Annotated in this window: 21 protein-coding genes and 1 tRNA gene; 14 read left to right on the top strand and 8 right to left on the bottom strand. The window is 30.9% G+C overall.

Annotated features, from left to right (window positions below; all coding sequences use genetic code 11):
- The first annotated feature begins 11 nt into the window (after positions 1-11).
- Entirely contained in the window at positions 12-1,457 is a 1,446-nt protein-coding gene (locus EG348_RS09795) for a sugar MFS transporter (RefSeq protein ID WP_123982877.1), read from the top strand.
- 91 nt (positions 1,458-1,548) lie between these two features.
- Positions 1,549-2,508, top strand: coding sequence for a DUF3810 domain-containing protein (locus EG348_RS09790; RefSeq protein WP_123982876.1), 960 nt, complete (start codon positions 1,549-1,551; stop codon positions 2,506-2,508).
- A 391-nt stretch (positions 2,509-2,899) separates the two neighbouring features.
- Here the strand turns inward: EG348_RS09790 and EG348_RS09785 are convergent, their stop codons facing one another.
- From EG348_RS09785 to EG348_RS21680, 4 genes are read right to left on the bottom strand one after another with little or no spacing between them, the layout of a single operon-like run.
- Positions 2,900-3,736, bottom strand: coding sequence for a thiopeptide-type bacteriocin biosynthesis protein (locus EG348_RS09785; protein ID WP_123982874.1), 837 nt, complete (start codon positions 3,734-3,736; stop codon positions 2,900-2,902).
- A complete protein-coding gene (locus EG348_RS09780; RefSeq protein WP_123982872.1) occupies positions 3,736-5,925 on the bottom strand; it encodes a lantibiotic dehydratase family protein in 2,190 nt (729 codons plus the stop codon). Before EG348_RS09780 ends, EG348_RS09785 begins: the two co-directional genes overlap by 1 nt.
- 1 nt (position 5,926) lies before the next feature.
- Positions 5,927-8,104 carry a prolyl oligopeptidase family serine peptidase gene (locus tag EG348_RS09775; protein ID WP_123982870.1) on the bottom strand — a complete coding sequence of 726 codons (2,178 nt, stop codon included), beginning with the start codon at positions 8,102-8,104 and terminating at the stop codon, positions 5,927-5,929.
- Positions 8,105-8,115: 11 nt separating this feature from the next.
- On the bottom strand, positions 8,116-8,286 hold the full coding sequence (locus EG348_RS21680) for a hypothetical protein (protein WP_164463277.1): 171 nt from the start codon (positions 8,284-8,286) through the stop codon (positions 8,116-8,118).
- A 202-nt stretch (positions 8,287-8,488) separates the two neighbouring features.
- On the opposite strand from EG348_RS21680, the gene EG348_RS09770 reads away from it, so the two are divergent.
- From EG348_RS09770 to EG348_RS09735, 12 genes are all read left to right on the top strand, one after another.
- Positions 8,489-10,225: a helix-turn-helix domain-containing protein gene (locus EG348_RS09770; RefSeq protein WP_123982868.1), complete on the top strand. Its 1,737-nt coding sequence runs from the start codon at positions 8,489-8,491 to the stop codon at positions 10,223-10,225.
- 201 nt (positions 10,226-10,426) lie between these two features.
- The gene (locus EG348_RS21675; protein WP_164463276.1) at positions 10,427-10,603 is read left to right on the top strand and encodes a hypothetical protein; all 177 of its coding nucleotides are present in this window, start codon (positions 10,427-10,429) and stop codon (positions 10,601-10,603) included.
- Positions 10,604-10,718: 115 nt separating this feature from the next.
- Positions 10,719-11,684, top strand: a complete 966-nt coding sequence (gene gwsG / locus EG348_RS09765; protein WP_123982866.1) for a grasp-with-spasm system ATP-grasp peptide maturase — start codon at positions 10,719-10,721, stop codon at positions 11,682-11,684.
- Positions 11,681-11,881: a hypothetical protein gene (locus EG348_RS21670; RefSeq protein WP_164463275.1), complete on the top strand. Its 201-nt coding sequence runs from the start codon at positions 11,681-11,683 to the stop codon at positions 11,879-11,881. The genes gwsG and EG348_RS21670 overlap by 4 nt, the downstream gene beginning before the upstream one ends.
- The gene (locus tag EG348_RS09760; RefSeq protein ID WP_123982864.1) at positions 11,853-12,851 is read left to right on the top strand and encodes a hypothetical protein; all 999 of its coding nucleotides are present in this window, start codon (positions 11,853-11,855) and stop codon (positions 12,849-12,851) included. The genes EG348_RS21670 and EG348_RS09760 overlap by 29 nt, the downstream gene beginning before the upstream one ends.
- Positions 12,852-12,883: 32 nt before the next feature.
- Positions 12,884-13,693 (top strand): GLPGLI family protein, encoded by an 810-nt coding sequence (locus EG348_RS09755; RefSeq protein ID WP_123982861.1) that lies wholly within the window; start codon positions 12,884-12,886, stop codon positions 13,691-13,693.
- Positions 13,694-13,765: 72 nt separating this feature from the next.
- A complete protein-coding gene (locus EG348_RS09750) occupies positions 13,766-15,277 on the top strand; it encodes a thioredoxin domain-containing protein (protein WP_123982859.1) in 1,512 nt (503 codons plus the stop codon).
- Positions 15,278-15,378: 101 nt separating this feature from the next.
- Positions 15,379-15,522, top strand: a complete 144-nt coding sequence (locus EG348_RS21665) for a bacteriocin-like protein (protein WP_164463274.1) — start codon at positions 15,379-15,381, stop codon at positions 15,520-15,522.
- Between the two features lie 42 nt (positions 15,523-15,564).
- Positions 15,565-15,741 carry a bacteriocin-like protein gene (locus tag EG348_RS21660; RefSeq protein WP_164463273.1) on the top strand — a complete coding sequence of 59 codons (177 nt, stop codon included), beginning with the start codon at positions 15,565-15,567 and terminating at the stop codon, positions 15,739-15,741.
- A 106-nt stretch (positions 15,742-15,847) separates the two neighbouring features.
- Entirely contained in the window at positions 15,848-16,033 is a 186-nt protein-coding gene (locus EG348_RS09745) for a bacteriocin-like protein (RefSeq protein WP_072412841.1), read from the top strand.
- Between the two features lie 97 nt (positions 16,034-16,130).
- Entirely contained in the window at positions 16,131-18,323 is a 2,193-nt protein-coding gene (locus EG348_RS09740; RefSeq protein ID WP_123985048.1) for a peptidase domain-containing ABC transporter, read from the top strand.
- Positions 18,313-19,617: an HlyD family secretion protein gene (locus EG348_RS09735; RefSeq protein WP_123982856.1), complete on the top strand. Its 1,305-nt coding sequence runs from the start codon at positions 18,313-18,315 to the stop codon at positions 19,615-19,617. The genes EG348_RS09740 and EG348_RS09735 overlap by 11 nt, the downstream gene beginning before the upstream one ends.
- A 62-nt stretch (positions 19,618-19,679) precedes the next feature.
- Here EG348_RS09735 and EG348_RS09730 read toward each other — a convergent pair.
- From EG348_RS09730 to EG348_RS09715, 4 genes are all read right to left on the bottom strand, one after another.
- Positions 19,680-19,753 (bottom strand) — tRNA-Met (locus EG348_RS09730).
- Positions 19,754-19,797: 44 nt separating this feature from the next.
- On the bottom strand, positions 19,798-21,084 hold the full coding sequence (locus EG348_RS09725) for a TlpA family protein disulfide reductase (RefSeq protein WP_123982854.1): 1,287 nt from the start codon (positions 21,082-21,084) through the stop codon (positions 19,798-19,800).
- Positions 21,085-21,144: 60 nt separating this feature from the next.
- A complete protein-coding gene (locus tag EG348_RS09720) occupies positions 21,145-21,357 on the bottom strand; it encodes a signal peptidase (protein ID WP_123982852.1) in 213 nt (70 codons plus the stop codon).
- A gap of 5 nt (positions 21,358-21,362) precedes the next feature.
- Entirely contained in the window at positions 21,363-23,336 is a 1,974-nt protein-coding gene (locus EG348_RS09715) for a T9SS type A sorting domain-containing protein (protein WP_123982850.1), read from the bottom strand.
- Between the last annotated feature and the right edge of the window lie 52 nt (positions 23,337-23,388).

Raw genomic sequence — 23,388 nt, 5'->3', positions numbered from 1 at the left:
CTTTAACAAACATGTCAAATTATTCTAAACAAACTAATTGGGGACAATTCCTGCCATTAGTTATTGTGTTTTTTTTCTGGGGCTTCGTCGCTGCAAGTAACGATATCCTGATCCCGGTATTTAAAAAAGCCTTCAATTTAACGCAAACCGAAAGTATGCTCGTCCAGATCTGTTTCTACGTCGCATATACGGTTGGTTCTTTAATTTATATGGCAGTTTCAAAAGGATTGAAACAAGATTTAATTAATAAAATCGGGTATAAAAACGGTTTAATAGTTGGACTTCTTATTTCTGCAGCCGGAACATTATTATTTTATCCGGCAGCCAACATGGGATCGTTCCCATTAATGATCTCAGGATTATTTATTGTTGGATTAGGGTTCTCTTTACAACAAATTGTGGCGAACCCATTAGCTATTGAGGTCGGACCGTCTGAAACGGGGTCTCAAAGACTAACAATGGCTGGAGGTGTTAATAATTTAGGAACTACAATAGGTCCGCTTATTGTTTCTTTTGCCATTTTCGGTTCTGCAAGTGCTGCTAATACTGAAGCGAGCATAGAAAGTGTTAAAGTACCCTATCTTATTTTAGGAGCAGCATTCGCACTTGTTGCTTTTTTACTAAAATTTTCATCACTTCCCGCAATTACGCCTACCAATATTGAAAATACTGACGATTCTGTTCCCGGAGAACACAGAAAATCAGCACTACAATATCCTCAGTTGATTTTAGGAATGATCGCTATATTTGTTTATGTAGGTGTAGAGGTATCTACCGCAAGTAATTTACCTGCGTACATGGAAAAAGATTTAGGTTTTGAAACCAAAGATGTTGCTCCTTATATTTCTTTATACTGGGCATCTATGATGATCGGACGTTGGACAGGTGCTGTTGATGCATTTGATTTTAGCGCAGGATTCAAAAAGATCTTACGATTTTTAGCTCCGTATTTAGCTTTTGGATTATTCTTATTAGTGAATGCTATTGCACATCACGATTTAGCTCCGTTCTATGTTTACGGACTTATCATCATCGCAATGATCATTTGTGATATATTAAGTAAAGGAAATCCGGCAAGAATGCTTCTTATTTTCTCTTCTGCAGGTATTGCAGCTTTACTAATAGGTATGTTTACTACAGGAATGGTTTCTGTATATGCATTTACAAGTGTTGGGTTATTCTGTTCTACGCTTTGGCCGTGTATCTTCGCTCTTGCGATCAATGGACTAGGAAAACATACAAACCAAGGTTCAGGGTTATTGATTATGATGATCATGGGAGGTGGAATTGTAAGTCTTGTACAAGGATACGTAGCCGACTTAACAGATATTCACACAAGTTATATTGTTGGCGTTATCTGTTTTGCTTACTTAGCATTCTATGCGATCCGTGTAAGTGGAATTTTGAAGTCTCAAGGAATTGATCTTGATAAAATATCAAAAGGCAGTGGTCACTAAAAACACTACAAAAATATATCAGAAAAAGACATTTTGGGCAACTATTTTAGTTGTCCAAATTCTTTTGTTCTATGTTTTTTCGAGGTCTAAAATGATGATCTCGTTTTTCGAACTTTTTTTTGAACTTCAGAAAAGTCTCCATCAAATGATATTTTCATGGATTCCTTTTTCATTTGGAGATCTGCTTTATGTTATATTAGGTGCTTTGCTTTTGTATTTCATTATTAAAATTTTTAAAAAGAAAAGCAGAAGTAATTCTATTCTACAACTTTTAATCATTATTAATATCTTTTATTTTACCTATCAGATATTTTGGGGAATGTTATATTTCCAAACTCCAATTATTAAGAAATTATCAAGCCAAGAAGAGCCAACTTTAGACAAGGCAAAAACTTTAGCTTTACGATATCTTGAAAAATGTAAATCAACAAGAGAACTTGCAAAAGAAGATAAAAATGGAATTTTCGTTGTGAAAGATTTAAAAGCTATTCAGAAGGAAATACTTTTTCAGCAACAACAACTTCCCAAAAACATTTCGGATAAGAAAGCCCCGCAAATTAATTCATTTAAACCAAGCTTATTCAAGAATGTAATGAGTTTTACGGGAATCCTGGGCTACTACAATCCTTTTACTGCAGAAGCACAATATAACTCCGAATTACCGTCTACATTCATCCCTTTTACATCAGCTCATGAAAGTTCGCATCAGCTAGGTTTCGCACGAGAGCAGGAAGCTAATTTTGTGGGCTATTTAATAGGAATCAAATCTGAAAATTTAGAATTGAGATACAGCACGGAATATTTTACGTTAAAAAGCCTTTTAAGATATATTGTTGAAAATGATCCTGAGTTCGTAAAATCTGTTTTGAATAATTATTCTGCCGGAATGAAAAGGGACAGAGCATATGAGAAGAGTTTTGTGATGAGACATCAAGGCTGGCTGGATGATTTTTTCGGATTTACGAATAATCTATTCTTAAAAAGTAATCAACAAGAAGGATCTATAACTTATTCTTACTTTATTGACTTATTATTAAATTACGAAAAATAGACATAAAACAAAAGAATCGTATCAGGCGATACGATTCTAAAAACACAAATGATGAAAAAAAATTTATTACCTTGACTTGTTCCCTCATTCAAGGCGTTGTAAAAGTACAATATATTTTAGAACTACAAAAACATTTCCCTTCTTTTTTTAAAATTTATGAAAACTTTATGACTTTTTAAGTTCACTTGAGTTCACCTCTCGATTTAATGAATTATGGTTAAAACTTTAAATAAATAACAAAATTATACTTAAAAATAAACATTAACCTAAAAAAAATAATAAACCTAACATTTGTTTGGGAAATTATCAGTACTCAAATTGAGACATAATAAAAAATAAAGTTTTGAAAACAGAAGTGAAAATTGAATTATTTAAAAATATCGAACCACAATTATTTAAACTCATGAAAAGAAATTGTTTTATAATATCGAAATAAATAATCATAAATAATCATTTCAAATAACCGCTGATTCGAAACGAACATCCTGTTGATATTCATATGAAATATACTCTGAAAAAAATCTTGCAAAGAAGAATTTTTTAAAATAACATTTTCTAAAGTGGGTTCTAATTCTAAACAGTGAATTTTCATGTTTTCTCTAAAATCCAGATAGTCCTCGGATTCCAGAAAATCCATATATTTTGGTTTGAAAAGCCTATATTTTTTATCAAGTTGGCTATTTAGTTTTTTATCTGCATTGAATTCTCTTTTGAAAACGTCATTAGAGTTTTTTATCCACAACAATTTTTCACTCATGGAAAGTTTTAGAAGATCTAATACCTTATCAATATAAAAAAGTGAGACGATTATTTTCTCCTCATCATCTAAGTGCAAACATTTTTTTACAAAAAAATCACTATTTCTATAGAACAAATACTCCGCTTCTTCCATTGTTGATACTCCATATCTTTCAATTTCTCTGCTGTAAGTGTCAATAACAAGGTTTGCAATTTCCCCTGAATTAATATATTTCTCAAAAGTAAGCTGGATTTTGGAAAGAATTTCACTGTAATAATTATTATCAGACAACTCAAATCTAACTCTTACATGCGATTTCGGATCATTGTATCGAATAAAAAACCATTTCGAAATGTATTTATTTTCAATAAAAAATTCGGTCAAAGGTTGAATCGCTTCTTCCAAAAGAACATCGGAAGTCTTTACACCTGTATAAATTTTCAGATAAAGCCATTTACTTCCGGGAACAAATTTTCTCACTATTTCCATTACTTATCTTTATACATTGAAAATACAAACTGCCGCATAAAATCATCATTTTCATTATAGAGAAACTCTTCTATTATAATCGATTTTTCAGTTTTTACGGTCTCTATAAAGAGTTGAGCAAGATCGTAATTTTCCAGATTCAGCGTTAAAGTATGATCATGTTTCACCCATTGAATCCACGAAGGAATTTTTCTTTTCAATCTCCAATTTTTTAATTCATCTAAAAACTCTTTTTTATGATCAATCGAAATAAGTAAAGTTTGTATGTCATTTTGATTGATCGTCCATTGAGCTTTAGATAAAATAATATTTTTATATTCAATTCTGGGTAAAAATTTATAAAGCTGTGCCAATCCACCCCAATTGAAATACAAATTTGTTCTTACATTTTGTGAAGAAAAGTCAGCAAGAAAGTGATAAACCGGAAGAGAATTTGTATAATAATTATGAGCATTGGTAAGATATGGTTGAACTTTTTTATTGAGTTTTTTGGAGCGTAAAATAAGTCTGTCATGTCTTAAAGAAATATACAAATCGTCAACAGAAATTTGATTTTCTTTTGGTAAAATTGATTGCGCCAAATAAGGAATTTCATAGTTTCTCAATGAAGACCGTCTGATCACATTTCCAATTCTGGCTTCAGGCAAATGAATGATTTCGGCTAAAATATAATCAGGATTTAGTTCTTCTTCTTTTTTTACAATTTTTTTTGTCTGATTTTTTACTTCTGATTTTTCCGAACAAAAACGTCCTAATAAATTGGCAGCACTGCTCCCTCCTCCTCCACTTAACACAAGTTTCTCCAGCCCGGATTCTGAAATAATCTCTGACATAAAAGATATGGTATCTGGTAAATCATTCCAATTTTCTTCAAAATCTTTAAAATCTTCATCATTCAATTTGATTACGGATTGATTTTCAAACAAAGCTTCCTGCAGTTTATCATTCAATATCTTATGAACCGGATTGATTTTAATAGTAAGGTCATGAACATTTTTAGAAAACGGTAACTGAAGATCATCCAAATAAGGATGAACCCCTTTTGATTGAACTTCTTGTCGATATCCAATTCCAACTTCTGTATCTAAAACGTATGATAAAGGAACTTCTTCTCCTTCAAATCTTTCATTAAAAGCTTTTTTGAATTTTTCAAGAGAAGTATCTTTTTGAAGCAGACACATTTTATTTAGAAAGCAAAAACCTTGTTTTAATTCTTTTTTCCAATAGTTTGGAAGCTGAAATTCATTTTGAAAATATAGATCGGTTTGAAAAAGATATTTCTGCTCATATTCCGTTTGAAAAGACTGAATGAGTTTCTCGATCTCAGTATATACTGAAATTGGATTTCCAATTTTCAGATCCAATTCTAGGAGTTTTTCTTTGATTGAAATTAAGGTTGATGTTTCTTTTTCGGCGCCTATTCTTTTTAACACAGAAATTATGACTTCTAAAAAATCATCTCCGGATACACTTGGTTCTAATTCGCTTACCAAAACCTGATTTTCTATAAGCTCTTCGATAAATTCAGATGCATCCTGTAATGAAATTTCATTATTTACAAGAGTTTTCGCAATCTGCAAGATCGTTTTACCTTCTTTTGAAAAATGTAAAACCTGTTCTAGATAATCTGAAAATGGCGCGGAAGAAATTATATATTCTCTCTTTCCATTATTATATTCGTATTCAACATAACGAAGTTTATCGCCGACTTTATAAATACTATTGTTCGGAAAAAATAATAATTGATTTTTTATCTCGGGAATTACTGTAAAACTTTTTGATAAGCCTACCAAAAAATGCATATCCAGCTTTGTATCTCGGATTTTTTCTAAGTCAGAGTCTCTAGATTCCAAAGAATCTTCAAATTTCCCTAAACCAACTCCTGAAAACAAGCCGAATGGTGTACAACGTGTACTCATTCGACCATAGTATTTCAGTATGCTATTTATTAGTTTCTGATGTTGTTTTGGTGAAAGTTCTTTTTCTGAATTCAACCAAAGATTGATTTCTTCATATAAATAAGGTGATGCCAAATAAATGGCTTCCTGGAAAATAGAATCTTTACAGATTTCTCTTAATTCTTCTTCCGATAATTTCTCTTTATTGAATTGATCACTAAAGTTTTTTCGCGAAAATAAAGGAGTACGAAATATATACTCATCGAAGAAATTATACGGGAAACGGGACATTTTATTTTTTTGGAGTTTCTTTTGGTTGATAATCTGGGTGACCTAGTTGCCAGAAGGCAAAGGTAAACATATCTCCTAAATTGGCATATCGTTGTGCTACAGGTACATTACCAACGTGTCCTCCTTCAAAATCTATTTTTAGTAATATGGGATTATCCGAAACATTATCTGCCATTAGTTTGGCTGCAAATTTTGTAGGTTCCCAAACTATTACTCTTTGGTCATTTATTCCTCCTGTTATAAATGTAGCAGGATATTTCACTCCTTTTTTAATATGATGATAGGCGTCCATTTCCAATAATGCCTTAAACTCTTTTGGATCTTTTACACTTCCAAATTCTTTTGGCTGCCCATTAGGGGTTGCTTCCTCTCTAAGTGTATTTAGCGCACCAACTTCAGCAATAACAGCTTTAAAAAGATCAGGTCTTTCCGTCATTGCTCTTCCCACCGTAATCCCTCCTGCACTCGCTCCCCAAATAGCTACTTTATCTTTTGATGTATATTTTTCTTTTATCAGATATTCTGTACAGTCTATTAGATCCCTCCAAGTATTAGGCTTGGTTTCCTTGTATCCTCCTAAACGCCATCTTTCTCCTTTTTCACTCCCTCCTCTTACATGGGCTACAGCTACCATTCCACCCTGATTACCCCATAATAAATACATTTTAGCAAAAAATGGAGTATAGGATATTCCGTAAGAGCCATAGCTATCAATGAGTATCATATTCTTACCGTCCTTTTTGAGGTTTTTATTATATATTAAGGAAACTGGAATTTCTTCTCCATCTCTGGCTTTTATAGTGATCTCATTAACTAGTACATTATTAAATTCAGGATATTCTGTAATAGGACTAAGATTTTCCGGTTTAAAGATATTAGTTTTTACATCATACTTAAAACGTTGCTCCTCATTCGCCCATCCTGAACATGTTATCCAAATATCAGAAGAGTTTCCGTCTTTATACTGTAATTCAATATTTCCAGATGGATAAGGAAGCGTAATTTCGCTATCTTTTCCGTCTCTATATAAATATAACTTAGCTTCTACTCCATTTTTAGTTGTTGTATAATAGATACCATCCTTGGTTATCCTATAACTCTTAATAATTTCATCTTTTTTATCTGGAACTAAAGTTTCTGCTTTTTTAAAATTTGGATTAGTAATACTGGTTTTACATAGTCTATTAAAAGGTGAATTATAAGACGATTGAAAAACAACATTATCATTCCAAAAGTCTAAATTCTTAGTTTTATCACTTGGTTCAGAAAATGGTTTCCAATTTTTTTTACCAGCTAATAAATCTTTTTTGCTAATAATAAATGTTTTTCTGAAAGATTGAAAATCAACTATCATTCCAATATAATACTGATCATTTTGATCAAAACTTAAAATCATTGGATATTGACTTTCTGTAATATCTAAATCAGGGTTATTTTTAGCAGAAAAAACATCAATTAATTTTTTTGGATCTGTTCCTAATTTATATAGGACGGTTCGTGTATTTTTATAAAAATCCTTAGATTTAGGATCTGTTGTAGAAAAGGCTACACAGAAAAAACCACTATTATCATCTACCCATTTAATTCCATCAAAAGTAGCAGGTGCTGTATTAGTAATGATTTCGGGATGAATATATTTTGTTTTGACATCCATAATAATTACATCTGCCAATTCATTCCCTTTTTCAGACATAGAAATAGCAATTTTACTACCATCCCAACTCGGACTTATGTAATTGATAACAAACTCATGATTTGTCTCTGAATCTTTATAATTGGTAGGATCATAAAGAAGTTCTTCTTTTCCTTGAAATCCTTCTCTAAAGTAAACCTTGGCCACTTTTTCATCACCTTTTTTCTTTAAATAAAAATATTTATCACTATCTACTATTTTCAAATCAGATATAGAATACCCTTGTCTTTTATCAAGCTCTAATCTTTTTTCAAAATAATAGTTCTTTTTGGGAATCAAATCCAAGACAGAACTAGTATAAGCCGTCTGAGATTTCATCCATTTAAGATTTTGAGGGTCATCCAGATTCTCTAGATTTCTGTATTCATCTATTATTCTATTTCCAAAATATTCATATATAACCGGATTAGAAATCGCCAAATTACTTTTTTGAGCATTGAAAAGAATAGGTAATAAACAGATAATAATAAATATTCTTATTTTCATGAGTGTCAAAATTATTGTTGCCCCATAGTTTGATGAACAGTAGGATCAGTAGGATCATCACCTCCATTAAAATTTAATACTTGATTAATGCTTCCTCCTTTAATTGTTTTCATATCACTAATTTTAATTATTTGTAACTTTTTTAGTGACAATTTCTTTTTGTCTTTGTTTTGTTTTTTCATTATAATATGTTTTTAATTAAACTTATGCAAAGAAAGTAATATTTCTCTAACTGTACATAAAAAGCATCTATAGATTTATAAATTTATAAATATCAAAAAAATATAAATAGCTAATTAAAAACGACTTATGACACATTCATTTTAATTTAGCATAAGCATAAGTTTATATAAAAAATGAATACTTTTGTAACGTATTTACAAAATGATGAAACATACATGCTTTTTTTTACTCCTTATTAGTAATTTATTTTTCACACAAAATAAGACTACTGACAACTTAGGAACATTAGATTATGATAAATTGAAAAATAAATTTTATGAATATTATGAAAATGATAATATTTTAAAAACTAAACTCACTGCCGAATACTATTTACAAAAAGCAAAAAAAGAGAAAAATAATCTTCAAATCGCAGAAGGTTATATACTAGTACATTTTAATGAAAATTTTCCAATAGCTTTAAAGTATATATATAGTTTAGATATAATCACAAAAAATATAAAAGGTAGTTTATACCCTACCAGAACATATTTGATGAAAGGAAATTTATATTTTAAAAATGATTACTTAAAGAAGGCATTAGACAATTATCTTATAGCTTTACAGTACGCAAAAGAGCAAAAAGATCAGAAACAGATTGCATATGCTAACATAAATATTGCTTATTTAAATAATTATTTAGGTAAATATGCAGAAGCCGCTAAAACATTCAGATATTATTTACATGGATCTCATAATATTACCAATGAGTCACAACATAATCAAATACGTGTAAGTCTCATCTATTGTTATATTGAACTTAATAAATTGGACTCTGCCAATATTTTAATCAAAGATGGCCTAACATCCTCATTTACAAATAAAAGTAAATATAGTGTTAATCAATATTCTTATTTTTCTGGATATGCTTATCTTAAACAGAAAAAATATAGATCTGCTATAATTGAGCTGTTAAAAGCCTATAATTTTTTTTCGAGTATTAATGATGACAATGCAAATTACGCATTATATAGCTTAGGCAAATCTTATGATGGATTAAGAGATAAGAAAAAAGCAGTTCGATATTTTACTTTATTAGACTTTAATGTACAAAAAACAAATAAAACCTTTCCTCAGCTTCGAGAAGTATACACCTATCTTGTAGAATATTACAAAGAAAATAACAACAAAGAGAAACAATTATATTATATTGACCGCTTTTTAAAAGTTGATAAAAAACTTGATGAACAATTTAAGTATTTATCTGCAGAAATACCTAAAAAATACGATACTCCAAATCTCTTACAGGAAAAAGAGGATATCATTAATGATTTACAAAACAGGAAAATAATTTTATATGTTTCCATTGGCTTTCTATCAATATCTCTGTTATTACTTTCCTTTTTCTATTATAGATCTAAAAAAACAGAAAAAAAGCATAGGAAAATTGCTCAGGATTTAATCAATTCTATTGAGCTGAGAAGTTTTGAAACTCCTGAAGAAAAATTAGATGTATTTCATATTCAAGAAAAGGAGCAAGTTAATATAGAAGACAAAATAGCAAAGACAACCCCAGAAGATGTAACCCAATATATTTTAAAAGAATTGGAAACTTTCGAAACGAAAGAGCTTTTTTTGAAGAAAGGCATCACATCAGCAAGTTTAGCAAAAAGTATAAAAACAAATACAACTTATCTGTCAGAGGTCATTAATACTCAGAAAGGAAAAAACTTTGCTACTTACCTGAATGATCTTCGTATTGATTTTGCATTAAATCAGCTAGTGAAAGATAAAAGATTTCGATCTTATAAATTATCTGTCATTGCAGAGGAATTAGGATACAATAATGAACAGGCATTTTCCCTAGCTTTCAAGAAAAAAACAGGTACAACACTTTCTATTTACATTAAAGAGATAGAACATCAAACAGTTCCGAACAACAATACAACCACTTACTAATCAAACCTTTAAACACTATATTTTTATAAATATATAGCCCTAGATTTATAAATATAGAATCTATTTTCTTTTTTGATAATTTGCCATTTTGCATCTTTGCTTAAGGGTAAAAACACATTTTATACTTTCACAATAATAGCGGAATCCGAAAAGCTTAAATAGAGTAGGAAAAATCATTTTTTAAATATTATGAAAAAAGAAATGCAATCAAAGAAATCATTAGAATCCTTAAAAGGTAAAAAATTAGGTGATTTGAAAACTGTTTATGCAGGATTAAAATCAGCGAGTACCCTTGAAGATGCTGAACTGGGAAACTGTATTACGATTATGAATAATGGTGGTACAGCTGATGATTCATCTTGGGATCGTAAGAATTAGCATGCAACAAAAAAGTTACCTCAATACATTTGAGGTGATTTTTTGTTTTTTGTACTTCGTAATATGAAGGTCTTTCAAATGAACAAACTCAATCCACATAAATAGTTTTTATAATATGATTTTAATTTTATCTACTCCAAATGATGATGATACAAACTGGGTAATGGAACACTTGTCACTTCTTGGCGAAAAGCATATAAGAATTAACGATTTAGATTTATTTACAGGAAAAACGAAAATGTATGTGGAATTACAGCCATATCCTAAATTGTTTGTAGAAAATATTTTTTTTGGAAAAGTCAATATATCAGAAGTCAAATGTGTTTGGTTCAGGAAATTTGGTTTCTTTAATAAATATAAGGAACTTATAAAAACAGAAAAAAATATAAAACTATTAAATTATTTGGAATCAGAATATATGTCGACACTAGATATTTTTTTTGAATTTTTAAAAGATAAAAAATGGCTTAACCATTATCTAAACCTACAATCAATGACTAAAATAGGAGTTTTAATTGCGGCACAAGAAATTGGAATTAAAATTCCTAAAACATATGTAAGCAACAATTCAGGTAATTTAAACTATGATCAGGTATATGTCACTAAATCTATAAATGACGGATCAGTAATCGATATTGATGAGAAAGCATTCTTTTTTTTCACCAATGAATTAAGTGAAAAAAAAATCAGAAGTTATGAAAATTTCTTTCCTAGTTTATTTCAAGAAAAGATCAGCAAAGAATATGAGCTTAGGATTTTCCACTTGAACGGCAAAAATTATAGTATGGCTATATTTTCTCAAAATGATGATCAAACAAAAATAGATTACAGACAAATCAACTCCGAGAATCCGAATAGATACGTTTCATATAGTCTCCCCAATTGTATGGATGAAAAAATATCAGCTTTGATGCAAAAATTAGGACTGAATACTGGTTCTTTGGATATGATAAAAGCAGATGATGGCGAATATTATTTTTTAGAAGTAAATCCATCTGGTCAGTTTAGGATGACTTCTTTACCTTGTAATTATAATCTTCATTATGAAGTAGCTAATTATCTAAAAAACATGAATATATGAAAAAAAGTTTAATAGAAGAAATAGGATATAATAAGGAATTGTTTCCAATTCTATTTTCAAATGTCTTTCCTATTGAAAATAACATAAATGCAAGAAGAAATAGTAGAAATAGAAAAATATCGACATTTATTCATCAATCAGAAATACATTGTTTAAGAATATACAAAGATGGAATTAATTTATTTACAGAAAAATAACAATAAATATATTTCTTTTTTTTCATGTTGTATTTTAGTGAAAGGCTTTGAAAGAAGTGCTATATATGACATTCAAAGAGAAAATATAGAATTTGTGCCAAATACTTTAATAAATTTTGTAGAAGATATTAGAGGTCAAAAAGTTAGTGATGTTTTGGAAGAATATCAACTACATGAAACAGCAAAAGAATATTTGAGTTTTTTAGAAAAAAAAGAATTTATTTTTTATTCTTCCAATGAATTTTTTCACGATTTGCCTATTTTAAGTATCAATGAAGATATATCCGAAGTCCTTTTTACAACAGTAATTCTATCACAATATATTTATGGTAATATTGATTTATTTGTGAAAAATATTAGACAATTAGGAGTTAAAAGATTACATATTCATATTGATAACAATAACTGTATGGAACAAATATTGAAAATATTATCTTCTTTGGAATATTCGCAAATATCTAATTTATCACTCTCTATTCCATATCAAAAAATAAATAAAAAAGTTTATGAAAATAAACGACTAACATCTATTGTTATATTTAATTCTCCCAAAAAAAGAGTTCAACAAAATAATGAAGTGATTACAGATTATATAACCAAGGACGGCACTAATTTGTTTTTAACACAATTTAGAATTTACGATATTGCTATAAGTATAAATGCATATAATATTGCTAATAATTATAACCTAGCATTATACAAAACAATATTTATTGACGAAAATGGAAATATAAAACATACTTTTTCAGCTAAAAACAGTTATGGAAATATTTTGGAAGATTTTAAAGAAATAAAAACAAATACTGTGAAAAAATTATCGAAATTATGGAATATTAAAAAAGATGATATTACCCCATGTAATGTTTGTGAATTTAGGTATTGCTGCACAACGACCTATCTTCCAGAGAAAGGTAAAACCGGATATACAGTTGATTGTAATTATAATCCCTACACCGCAGAATTTAATTAAAAGATCAAAAAATTAAATGAAAAATATTTATTATGAATTATAAAATTTTAAAAAGTTTAGTACTAATCATTTTGTCTTGTAATTTTTATGCTCAAAATTTTCGACTTGATTATCAACTTACTTATAAAGAAGATTCGTTAAGTTCCGAGATGACCAATAAAAATATGATACTTTTGGTTCAGGGAGTTAAATCTAAATTTTTGACTGAAACCCAATATAAAGTAGACTCACTTAAAAGTACGGGATCTAAAAATTCTGCTATGGGAGATAATAGTTTTTTAGTTATTAATGATAAAGAAGATCTAAGTTTTAAATATTATTTTTTTATTAAAGATGTATATAAAGTAAAAGAAAATGTAAAGCTAAATTGGGAACTAAAACCCGACACAAAAAAAATAAGCACATACTTATGTAGAAAAGCAACTTTAAAATATAAAGGAAGAACTTGGGAGGCATGGTATACTCAAGATTTGCCAATTCAAGCAGGGCCGTATATATTTCGAAATTTGCCTGGATTAATAGTTTATATGGAAGATTCAACCGGTTCTTACAAATTTAGCCTTCAATCAATAAAGAAAAGATCTGATGCTTTAGATTTTGAGAATATGTATAAAGGAGCGCTTAATATTCCGCAAAAGCAGTTACAAAAAGTATATTTAAATTATTACAGTGACCCTCTAAGAGAAATGAAATCAAAAAATGCAAAAACAAAATTTATAGATGAAAAAGGAAAAGAGGTAAAACCTGATTTTAGAGAAATGACAAAAGCAATCCAATCTCGTTTGAAAAAATACAACAATCCAATCGAATTATCTGAAGCCATAAAATATCCTAAAAACTAAATATAACTCACCATTTCAAGAAAAACATTTGTTTTTTTAAAACATCTGCGTATTTTAGTTAAAAATATTAACATGACCTTTGATAAACTCATCAACTATCTTAAACTTGACAAACAGGAATTTGTTTTCCAATTCAACTCTCATCCGAACTACCCGTCAGCACTGGCTTTTAGCGATACACTGAATTTTATGGGTGTACGAAATGACGCTTATGAATTAGACAAAGAATATTGGGACGAGCTACCTGAAGAATTTATTGCTATTGTTGAAAATTCCTTTTCACTAGTTAAAAAAGCAGGAGCACAATACTCTGTTTATTCAGATAAAGCAAAAACTTTAAATAAAGAAGAACTTCACAAAAACTCGACCGACTTCGTACTGCTTTTTGAAAAAGATGAAAAAACAGAAACTAAATCCGTTACTAATTTCACTCCTTTTGTATATTCTATTTTAGGAATTATACTTATCTATTCTTTATTAAATCATGCTTGGTATAACGTTGCATTCAACCTTTTATCAATCATTGGCGTGTATATTTCTCTTGAAATTTTCAATCAAAAATTTGGAAATATTTCTGCGGTAATTGGAAGTATCTGTGGTGCCGGAGCTTCAGCCTCTCAAAACGTCAATTCATGTAATAAGATTATTAACCAAGACAAAACGAGTATTCTTGGATTGAAATTTTCAGATTTTTCTCTAATTTATTTTATTGGAATTTCTGTTTTAGGTCTATTTTTACCGAGTTCGGCATTTGTAATTAAAGGATTTACGTTGGCATCGTTGGTAGCAATTGGTTATTCGGTTTACGTACAGGCTTTTGTTGAGAAAACTTTCTGTCGTGTATGCCTTATCATCATTTCGATTCTTGTTGCTCAGATAGCCATCAGTTTTTTCTTTTTTGAGAATCTCTTTTTTGATTCCAAAATACTTTTATTAAGTATTATTCTGTGGTTATCATCTTTTTCTCTTATACTCTTTTTAAATAATGTACTTGAACAAAAAGAAACATTACAAAAATCTAATGCAAAGAATTTAAGGTTCAAAAGAAATTATGATCTCTTCAAAAGAGAACTTACCGACAATGAAAAAATTCAATTTTCTGATAATGAAACCTTTTCTTTAGGAAATAAAAATGCCAAACTTCATATTTCAATCGTTTCAAATCCGTATTGTGGATTTTGTAAAGATGCTCACAAAATAACAGAGCAGTTATTAGAAAAATATCCTAATGATATTTCGGCGCAGATAAGATTTAACTATACTCCGGAAAGAGCGAATGAAAAATTTACTAACCTGATTTCAGATTTCACTCATATTTATAATAACAGACCCGAAAAAGATTTTTTAAATGCTGTAGATACTTGGTTTGAAAATAAAAACGAAGACAAAATAAGAGAAATTGCCGGAACAAGCTCAAATCAGGAAAATCTGGATCCTCTGATTCAAATGTCAAATGATAACAGTAATGCCGGATTAAACTTTACACCCGTATTTATCATCAATGGACATCAGTTTCCGGAAAAATATGATCGTGAAGATATTTGGTATTTCATTACTGATTTAATAGAAGACGAGGAGTTTTAAAGAAAAATATTTATCAATTATAAAAATTCACTAACTTAGGACAAATTAAAAAGCGGTATCCGAAAAGCTTAAAAAGAGTAGGAACACTAAAAACTATTACTATGAAAAATTTAAGAAAACTTTCGAAGAAAGACATGAAGTCTATTCAAGGATCTATTCCGGAGTGTCTTGCAGGGTATTATTGGTGTAATATAACCAGAAAATGTATCCCTTTTGGCACGTCTTGTGGAATTTCAATCGAATAAATCAATCCAAAATCAACAAATCATTTTAAAATAATTTATACTATGAAAAATCTTACAAAAATCTCAAGAGAAAATTTAAAAACGATTAAAGGAGGTCTTAGAATGTGTCCTGTAGATGGAGATTGCGGACCAGGGTGGTGCTGCGCAAATGGTGCATGCCGTACGATTGCAGGAGCAAGCCCGTCTACCTATCTGTGTACTTACTATCCAATAGACTAATCTAAAACACTGATCACAAACAAAATATCAAAATATGGTATTATTTTTTGATACTTAAAGATTAATATCCTATTTTCGATACCACTAATCACAAATTTTCTAAGCTATGAAAAACCTGAGAAAACTATCAAGAGAAAATCTTAAAACAGTAAAGGGAGGAATCACAGAAGAATGTGCAAGAGGACAGGCAGCATCTACTGCATGCTTTTCTACGTTAGCAGCTTGTGAAGCTACTTTTTCAGATCCAGATTTTAATTTCTGTATCCGTTATTGCAATAAATATTGCTATTAAGAATTACTAAAAGTTAATATACTTTTAAACATAAGAGAAGGGTTGCCGTCAAAAAATGGCGGCAACTTATTTTAAACAAATAGATAGATCATTGAAGTTGAAAACTTTTCCTTTCTACCGTCAACCAGATTCCAAGGATTGCGGTCCCACATGTCTTCGTATCGTAAGCAAACATTATGGAAAAAGCATTTCCTTACAGCAAATTCGTAACCTCTCTGAAACTACAAGAGAAGGAAGCAGCTTATTAGGTCTTAGCGATGCAGCGGAAGACCTAGGTTTTCGCTCATTAGGCGTTCAAATTGATTTTGAGACCCTTGCAGAAGAAGTTCCTTTCCCATGCATCGTTCATTGGAACAAAAATCATTTTGTTGTAGTATATAAAATTGATAAAAATAACAAAGTATATATTTCAGATCCAAGTTATGGACTGATCACCTATTCCCGAGATGAATTCATCAAACTATGGATCGGCGAAAATGCCACTGAAAAAACAGAAGAAGGGATAGTTCTTATTTTGGAGACTACACCTGCGTTTTTTCAAACCGAATTTGATGATCAGGAAAGCAAGGCAAGTTTTACTTTTCTTTCAAAATATTTATTAAAATATAAATCATTGGTCGCTCAACTAGCGGTCGGACTTTTAGCGGGGAGTTTATTATCATTAATTTTCCCCTTTCTTACCCAAAGTATCGTCGATGTAGGAATCCAAAATCAGGATTTAAATTTCATCTACGTTGTCTTATTAGCCCAAGTCATGCTTTTTTTAGGCAGAATGGGTATCGAAATGATCCGAAGCTGGATTCTACTCCACCTTTCTGCGAGAATCAATATTTCAATTATTTCGGATTTCTTTATCAAATTAATGAAGCTTCCCATAAGTTTCTTTGATACAAGAATGACTGGAGATATTATGCAGCGTATCAACGATCACCACAGAATAGAACAACTTTTGACAAGTTCATCTCTGAACACTCTATTTTCATTGGTGAATCTTGTTATTTTCAGTATTGTTCTCTTGTTTTATGATTACAGACTGTTTGTCGTTTATCTGGTGGGCGCAGTCTTGTATATCGGATGGATTACTTTTTTCCTTAATAAAAGAAAAGAACTTGATTATAAAAGATTCTCGCAGGTTTCTCAGGAACAAAGTAAAGTGATCGAGCTTATCAACGGAATGCAGGAAATCAAAATGCATAACGCAGAAAAGCAAAAACGCTGGGATTGGGAATTCTTGCAAGTGAAATTATTTAAAATAAGAATTAAATCTTTATCATTAGAACAATGGCAGTCCGTCGGAGGAAACTTCATTAATCAAATGAAAGATATTCTGGTAAGCTTCCTTTCTGCTAAATTGGTTTTAGAGGGAAATCTTACGTTGGGAATGATGCTTTCCGTTCAGTATATCATTGGACAGCTAAACAGTCCGCTTTTACAGTTGATTGATTTTATTAAACAATTTCAGGATGCCAAAATTTCCCTTGAGAGGTTAGGCGAAATCCATGATAAAGATGATGAGGAAAATAAAGAAGAACAATACGTTGCCGAAATTCCTCAAAAAGATATAGAAATTAAGGATATGTCTTTCCGATATATTGGTTCTGATGCATTTGTTTTTGAAGGTTTAAACTTAACGATTCCTTATCAAAAAACAACAGCGATTGTTGGAGCCAGCGGAAGTGGAAAAACTACCCTTTTAAAACTATTAATGAAGTTTTATGAACCAACTGAGGGTGATATTAAAATCGGAAACACAAAACTAAAGAATGTTTCTCCAAGATTTTGGAGAGATCAATGTGGTGTCGTAATGCAGGAAGGATATGTTTTCAACGATACCATCGCCAACAATATTGGAGTCGGTGAAGATTACATTGATAAACAAAAATTAAGAAAAGCCGTAGAAATTGCCAACATTAAAGACTTTATCGAAGGTTTACCATTAAGCTACAATACCAAGATCGGAAATGAAGGTTTAGGAGTAAGCGGAGGCCAGAAACAAAGGCTTTTCATTGCAAGAGCAGTTTATAAATCTCCGGAATATATTTTCTTTGATGAGGCTACGTCTGCTTTAGATGCCAACAATGAAAAAATAATTATGGAAAATCTGGAACAATTCTTTAAAGGAAAAACAGCCATTGTTATTGCTCACAGACTTTCAACCGTAAAACATGCAGATAAAATTATCGTTTTAGATAAAGGAAATGTCGTGGAAGAAGGAAGTCATGCAGAATTAGTGGCATTAAGAGGCGAATATTACAGATTGGTAAAAAATCAACTAGAACTTGGAAACTAACAAAGATATTTTAGACAATATAGAATTACGTTCTGAAAGTGTTCAGGACATTCTTACACAACCACCCCACTGGATGATCCGTTGGGGCAACACCATTATTTTTATTATCCTTCTGCTTATTTTAGGAATGAGCTATATAATAAAATATCCGGAATTTATACCAGCACCTATTGTTGTTACTTCACAAAACCCTCCGGAAAAACTGGAGGCCAGAATAAATTCCAAAATCGAAAAAATATTCATTAAAAACCATCAGGAAGTTAAAAAGAATCAGGTCTTAATGGTCATGCAGTCCGCAGCTAATTATAAAGATATTTTAGAGCTTAAAAAGCTTGTTGATTCTATTTCTCCCAATCAGTTACGTTCATTCCCTGTCCAGCAGAGTTCTCATTTTAAACTGGGCGAGTTACAAGGTGATTATAATAATTTTGCTAAAGCTTTTCAGGATGAGGAACTTTTTACAAGATTACAGCCTTACGCCCCTGAAAGTTTAGCTGCCAATCAAAGTCTTTCCGAATATAGAATGAGAATCTTAACAATGAAACAGCAGAAAAGCCTGGAGCAGGCAAAGTATGAAATCACAAAGAAAAGCTATCAACGTTCTCAGGAATTATTCAACCAAGGCGTAATTGCAGCAATGGAGCTTGAAAATGAAAAAATAAAGTATCTGCAGGCTCAACAGAATTTAGAAAATATAAACATTTCATTATCACAAATGGAAGAAAGTATTTCTAATCTCAACAGAACAAAAAGTGGTACTGTTATTAATACCGAAAAAGATAAGATTACTTATTCTTCACAAACATTACAATTATTTGAGCAATTACGAAAGTCTCTGAAGCAATGGGAACAAAATTATCTGGTTATTTCATCCACGGATGGTGTCGCCAGTTTTCAGCAGTTTTTTGGCGAAAATCAGTTCGTAAAAACCGGAGATGCGATTTTATCTATTCTTCCTAAAAACAAGGATAAATTAGTAGGCAGAATGTCTGTACCGGCAGTAAACTCAGGAAAGATAACTCCGGGAGAAAAAGTTTTAATTAAACTTGACAATTATCGCTTCCAGGAGTATGGTATTGTTGAGGGCAGAGTGCAAAATATTTCCCTTTCTTCAGATGACAAAGGAAATTATTATGTAGACGTTGTTCTTCCAAAGGGTTTAAAAACAAGTTATAATAAAACCTTAGTTTTTGATAAAGAACTGAGAGGAAGTGCCGAAATTGTAACCCAAGATCTAAGACTTATTGAGAGGTTCTTCTACCAAATTAGAAAATTATTGGGATATCAGAGTTGATATTCTTCAAATATAGAAAAGCAAAAAACCGCAACTTAATGTTGCGGTTTTTCTCGCTATTGTAGCGAAGACGGGAATTGAACCCGTGACCTCAGGGTTATGAATCCTGCGCTCTAACCAACTGAGCTACCTCGCCGTTTTGGTGGTGCAAATATAGAAAATATTTACTTACCACCAAAATTATTTTATCTTAAAATATTCCAAAACATCACCTACGTGATCTGGTTTACTGATTATCTTATTGTTAGCATCTAAAATAAAATACGTCGGAGTTGCATGAACATTGTAAGTATCTACATAACTACTGTTCCATCCCTTTAATTCAGAATCATTGATCCAGGGAAATACACTTATTTTTTTGCTGTATGAATCTTTATCCGTGTCCAGAGAAAGTCCTACAATCTGAATATTTTTAGCTTTTAAATCATTGTATTTTTCCAACAATTTTGGAAGTTCGCTTTCACAGTGTGAACAAGTAGACGACCAGAAAACAATAACTTTCTTATCAGCTTTTACATCATACAACGATTTTGCCGTTGTATTTAAAGGAGACTGAAATTTATTGTTGGGAAACGTAGCCCCCATTTCTACATTTGTATTTGATTTAATCGTTGAAGCCAACCTATCATTAATTGTACACTTAAGACCTTTAGCAAGACCAAGATATTTATCCTTGAACTCATTCATATCGTATACATCAAAGATATCAATCAGTTCCGATAAAACGGTCTGCCCACGTGGTGTTTCTACTTTTAAAGTATCCAGAAGCTTGTCTACAGAAGCACCAACATTCGTGTTCCCTCCGGTATTAAGATAAGCAACAAGTATTGGTCTTAGCAATGATGATGTCTCAAGAAGATCATTAGATTTATCTAGGAAATTAATTATTTCATCCTGAGTAACTTTTTTAGCGCTATCAGCAGATAAAAATTTGCTATAATTAGTATTGTAATAATATATAAAAGGATGCTGAGCCTGATCAACAGAATTAATACCTCCAGAAAGTCTGCTAATTTCAGTTTTCAAAGCCTTCCCGAAATCAGTATTGTCTTTATAATATTCTTTAATTTGAGCTAAGGCAGGCAAAATCAGTTCCTTTTTCTGAGACCCTTCCTGTAATTTACTCATTACATCATTAGACTCGTCCTGATAAACAATGTTCTTAACCTTATTATCTTGAGTTTCTAATTTTATACTTACATTTTTATTTTCTGAAATAAAACTAATCGAATTATTAGTAGTTGGAAAATAAATCTTCATCATACCCGAATAATTTTTAGGGTATTTAAAAGTCCATACATTGTTTTTAACTTGCTCTTTAGAAGCAATAATATCTTTTGAGCCATTTAAAGTATACAAAATGGCATCTTGTTCTTTAAAATCAGCAGGCGTTTGTACTGTAACTGTAAACTGAGCCTGTAAAGCAAATGCAGATAATACTGCCGATAGTACGTAAATCTTTTTCATAATGTAAAAATAAAAAAACTCCCTGACTAATCAGAGAGTTTAAAATATTTTAATAAAATTTTATATTTTTTGACTTTTATATCTTTTAGTATAAAATGCAATAAACATTATTGCAATAGCTCCTAATGCGTAAACATACATGTCAATCGGTGAAGAAACTCCCGGACCAACTCCTTGTACAGTCGGATCGTCTACAACAATTGTCTTCTGTGCATTTCCCATAAATGCTATAAAAAGAAAAAAAGTACCTACTAGTTTATTTATAGTTTTCATATATTTTATTTTAAGATTTTGGTATTAACAGTTTCTCCCTTGTCTGAAACAATTTTTACAACGTAAGAATTTTTAATAGAGTTATCTAATTCAATTACAAAATCTGTAGAAGTATTTACTGCTTTTTTAGAGATTACCAGTTTACCACTCATATCATAAACTTCAATATCTGCTTTTTTCCAGTTTGGATCAAATCTAACAATATAGTTAGTAATTTCCGGGTTATAAACAACCATAGTTCTTGAAGACTTAACAGGATTTTGAGTTGCTAAAACATTTTTAGGCTCACCATAGAATAAGTCATAAGGTAAAGTATTTGTAGTAACAGGAATTGTTTCTCCTTGTTTAGCCTGCATTACAGATCCATTTGGAGCCTTGTAAAAGAATCCTGTACCTGTTGAAAGCTGATGAGTTCCATTAGAAACTAATTCAGCATTCTCTCTGATCTCAAATTTATAAGATTTAATTTGAGAACTATAATTCATTAAGCTAACGTTTTTACCTGTAAAGTCGTTTTCATTAGCTTCGTTAATATATAACCAATAGTTAGAGCTATAGTTAGGATCAATACCTCCAGTTGTAGCTTCTTCAAAAGTACCTAAAAGATTCGCAGTACTTGCTGTATATTGAGTCTTTTGAGCTGAAGTATGCCCTGTAGTACCATTTGGATAAACAACATAATATGTTCTGTCCAATTCTTTACCATTAGCATCAAGAGCAATAACTCCTAATTGCTTTACAGTTCCTGTTGCACCATTTTTAGCAGCAGTAACAGTATAAGGAGTAGCTGATGCTCTACCATGATAATTAAATCTTCTTAAATTACCAAAGTTAAGGGCAGTATTACCTATATTAGCATTGTCATTAAGTTTAATAGTAAATGCACCGAAAGGTCTCACCACTAAAGATGAAGCATCCCCAGTTGGAACTCCAGAATTAAATGTAACTACTTTGTAAGCAGCAGCTGTACTACCAGTTCCTGTATACTGAACTCCAGTTGCTTCAGTTCTTACACCGTAAATATTATTCAAAGTTACACCATCACCACCTGCTTCCGCTATTCCAATATTAGTTAAATCTAAATTAGTAAGATATGGATTAGCAAATTGGTACATGTTTTTTCCATAGTTACCCTGCCATTTACCAGAAGCACCGTTGAACTCATCTGCAACATATGTATTATATGCTTCATTATAGCTGTTATGTCCTTGTCCAAAAGATCCGAAAGTAACGTTTGCTCCTGCATTACTCAATGTAACTGGCGTATTAGCAAATGTACCATCATCAGAAACAGGACGACCTTTAATGCTTTTAGGAGCTGTAGCAAGGTCAAGACCTTGACCACCTATCATATAATAAGCTGTTGAAGGTGCTGCATCACCGAATTTATATAAATTCAGATCTCCAAAATGCACTGCTTTAACATCAGTATTATGCCAATATAAAACATCATTTTTAGAACCTCTTACAGGAGTGAATGTTTTACCAACATCAGTCCCTAAAGAAGCTACAGATTTTTGGAAAAATGGAATACCCATTTGTTGATAATCCCCATGTTTCGCCTGTCTCATTTCTTCATCAACAATACCTGTAATATTACCTTGTGGAACACCAGTAATATATAACTGTCCATATGTATAGACAGGAGCTGTAACACCTCCATCATTAGCATTAGCTAATAAGTAGTTATCCGGCTCATTAAGTTTGTTGATAAAATTAGAAGTTGCGGAACCCTCTGGCTTGTCTGTACCGCCAGTTGTAATAGTTTTAAATGAATCTGTAGTTGTTCCGCTAACCATAAAGTTACCGTGATTTTCAACTAATCCATTCCCTCTCATTTGTACGCCTCCACCGGAATAAACCAGTGTACCTTTACTTACGTACGTAGTAGCAGTGTCATCTACGTGTAATAGAACATTCTGCGCCTGAACAGAACTAACTGCTGCTAATAAACCAATAGCAAATAAACTTTTTCTCATTGTATATAATTATTTGTGTGTTAATACAATCTTCACCTGCAAAGGTAAGATT

It is taken from the genome of Chryseobacterium sp. G0201 (assembly GCF_003815655.1).
Taxonomy (GTDB): domain Bacteria; phylum Bacteroidota; class Bacteroidia; order Flavobacteriales; family Weeksellaceae; genus Chryseobacterium.
Note: the sequence above shows the minus strand (reverse complement) of the source record. Positions and strands in the feature narration are given on the sequence as shown.

What these genes read in the sequence shown, in the direction of transcription:
- EG348_RS21675 (WP_164463276.1), top strand. Translation starts at nt 10,427, where the DNA reads ATGCAATCAAAGAAATCATTAGAATCCTTAAAAGGTAAAAAATTAGGT.
- EG348_RS09770 (WP_123982868.1), top strand. Translation starts at nt 8,489, where the DNA reads ATGATGAAACATACATGCTTTTTTTTACTCCTTATTAGTAATTTATTT.
- EG348_RS21665 (WP_164463274.1), top strand. Translation starts at nt 15,379, where the DNA reads ATGAAAAATTTAAGAAAACTTTCGAAGAAAGACATGAAGTCTATTCAA.
- EG348_RS09745 (WP_072412841.1), top strand. Translation starts at nt 15,848, where the DNA reads ATGAAAAACCTGAGAAAACTATCAAGAGAAAATCTTAAAACAGTAAAG.
- EG348_RS09775 (WP_123982870.1), bottom strand. Translation starts at nt 8,104, where the DNA reads ATGAAAATAAGAATATTTATTATTATCTGTTTATTACCTATTCTTTTC.
- EG348_RS09790 (WP_123982876.1), top strand. Translation starts at nt 1,549, where the DNA reads ATGATGATCTCGTTTTTCGAACTTTTTTTTGAACTTCAGAAAAGTCTC.
- gwsG (WP_123982866.1), top strand. Translation starts at nt 10,719, where the DNA reads ATGATTTTAATTTTATCTACTCCAAATGATGATGATACAAACTGGGTA.
- EG348_RS09780 (WP_123982872.1), bottom strand. Translation starts at nt 5,925, where the DNA reads ATGTCCCGTTTCCCGTATAATTTCTTCGATGAGTATATATTTCGTACT.
- EG348_RS21660 (WP_164463273.1), top strand. Translation starts at nt 15,565, where the DNA reads ATGAAAAATCTTACAAAAATCTCAAGAGAAAATTTAAAAACGATTAAA.
- EG348_RS09785 (WP_123982874.1), bottom strand. Translation starts at nt 3,736, where the DNA reads ATGGAAATAGTGAGAAAATTTGTTCCCGGAAGTAAATGGCTTTATCTG.
- EG348_RS09755 (WP_123982861.1), top strand. Translation starts at nt 12,884, where the DNA reads ATGAATTATAAAATTTTAAAAAGTTTAGTACTAATCATTTTGTCTTGT.
- EG348_RS21670 (WP_164463275.1), top strand. Translation starts at nt 11,681, where the DNA reads ATGAAAAAAAGTTTAATAGAAGAAATAGGATATAATAAGGAATTGTTT.
- EG348_RS09760 (WP_123982864.1), top strand. Translation starts at nt 11,853, where the DNA reads ATGGAATTAATTTATTTACAGAAAAATAACAATAAATATATTTCTTTT.
- EG348_RS09720 (WP_123982852.1), bottom strand. Translation starts at nt 21,357, where the DNA reads ATGAAAACTATAAATAAACTAGTAGGTACTTTTTTTCTTTTTATAGCA.
- EG348_RS09750 (WP_123982859.1), top strand. Translation starts at nt 13,766, where the DNA reads ATGACCTTTGATAAACTCATCAACTATCTTAAACTTGACAAACAGGAA.
- EG348_RS21680 (WP_164463277.1), bottom strand. Translation starts at nt 8,286, where the DNA reads ATGAAAAAACAAAACAAAGACAAAAAGAAATTGTCACTAAAAAAGTTA.
- EG348_RS09795 (WP_123982877.1), top strand. Translation starts at nt 12, where the DNA reads ATGTCAAATTATTCTAAACAAACTAATTGGGGACAATTCCTGCCATTA.
- EG348_RS09725 (WP_123982854.1), bottom strand. Translation starts at nt 21,084, where the DNA reads ATGAAAAAGATTTACGTACTATCGGCAGTATTATCTGCATTTGCTTTA.
- EG348_RS09715 (WP_123982850.1), bottom strand. Translation starts at nt 23,336, where the DNA reads ATGAGAAAAAGTTTATTTGCTATTGGTTTATTAGCAGCAGTTAGTTCT.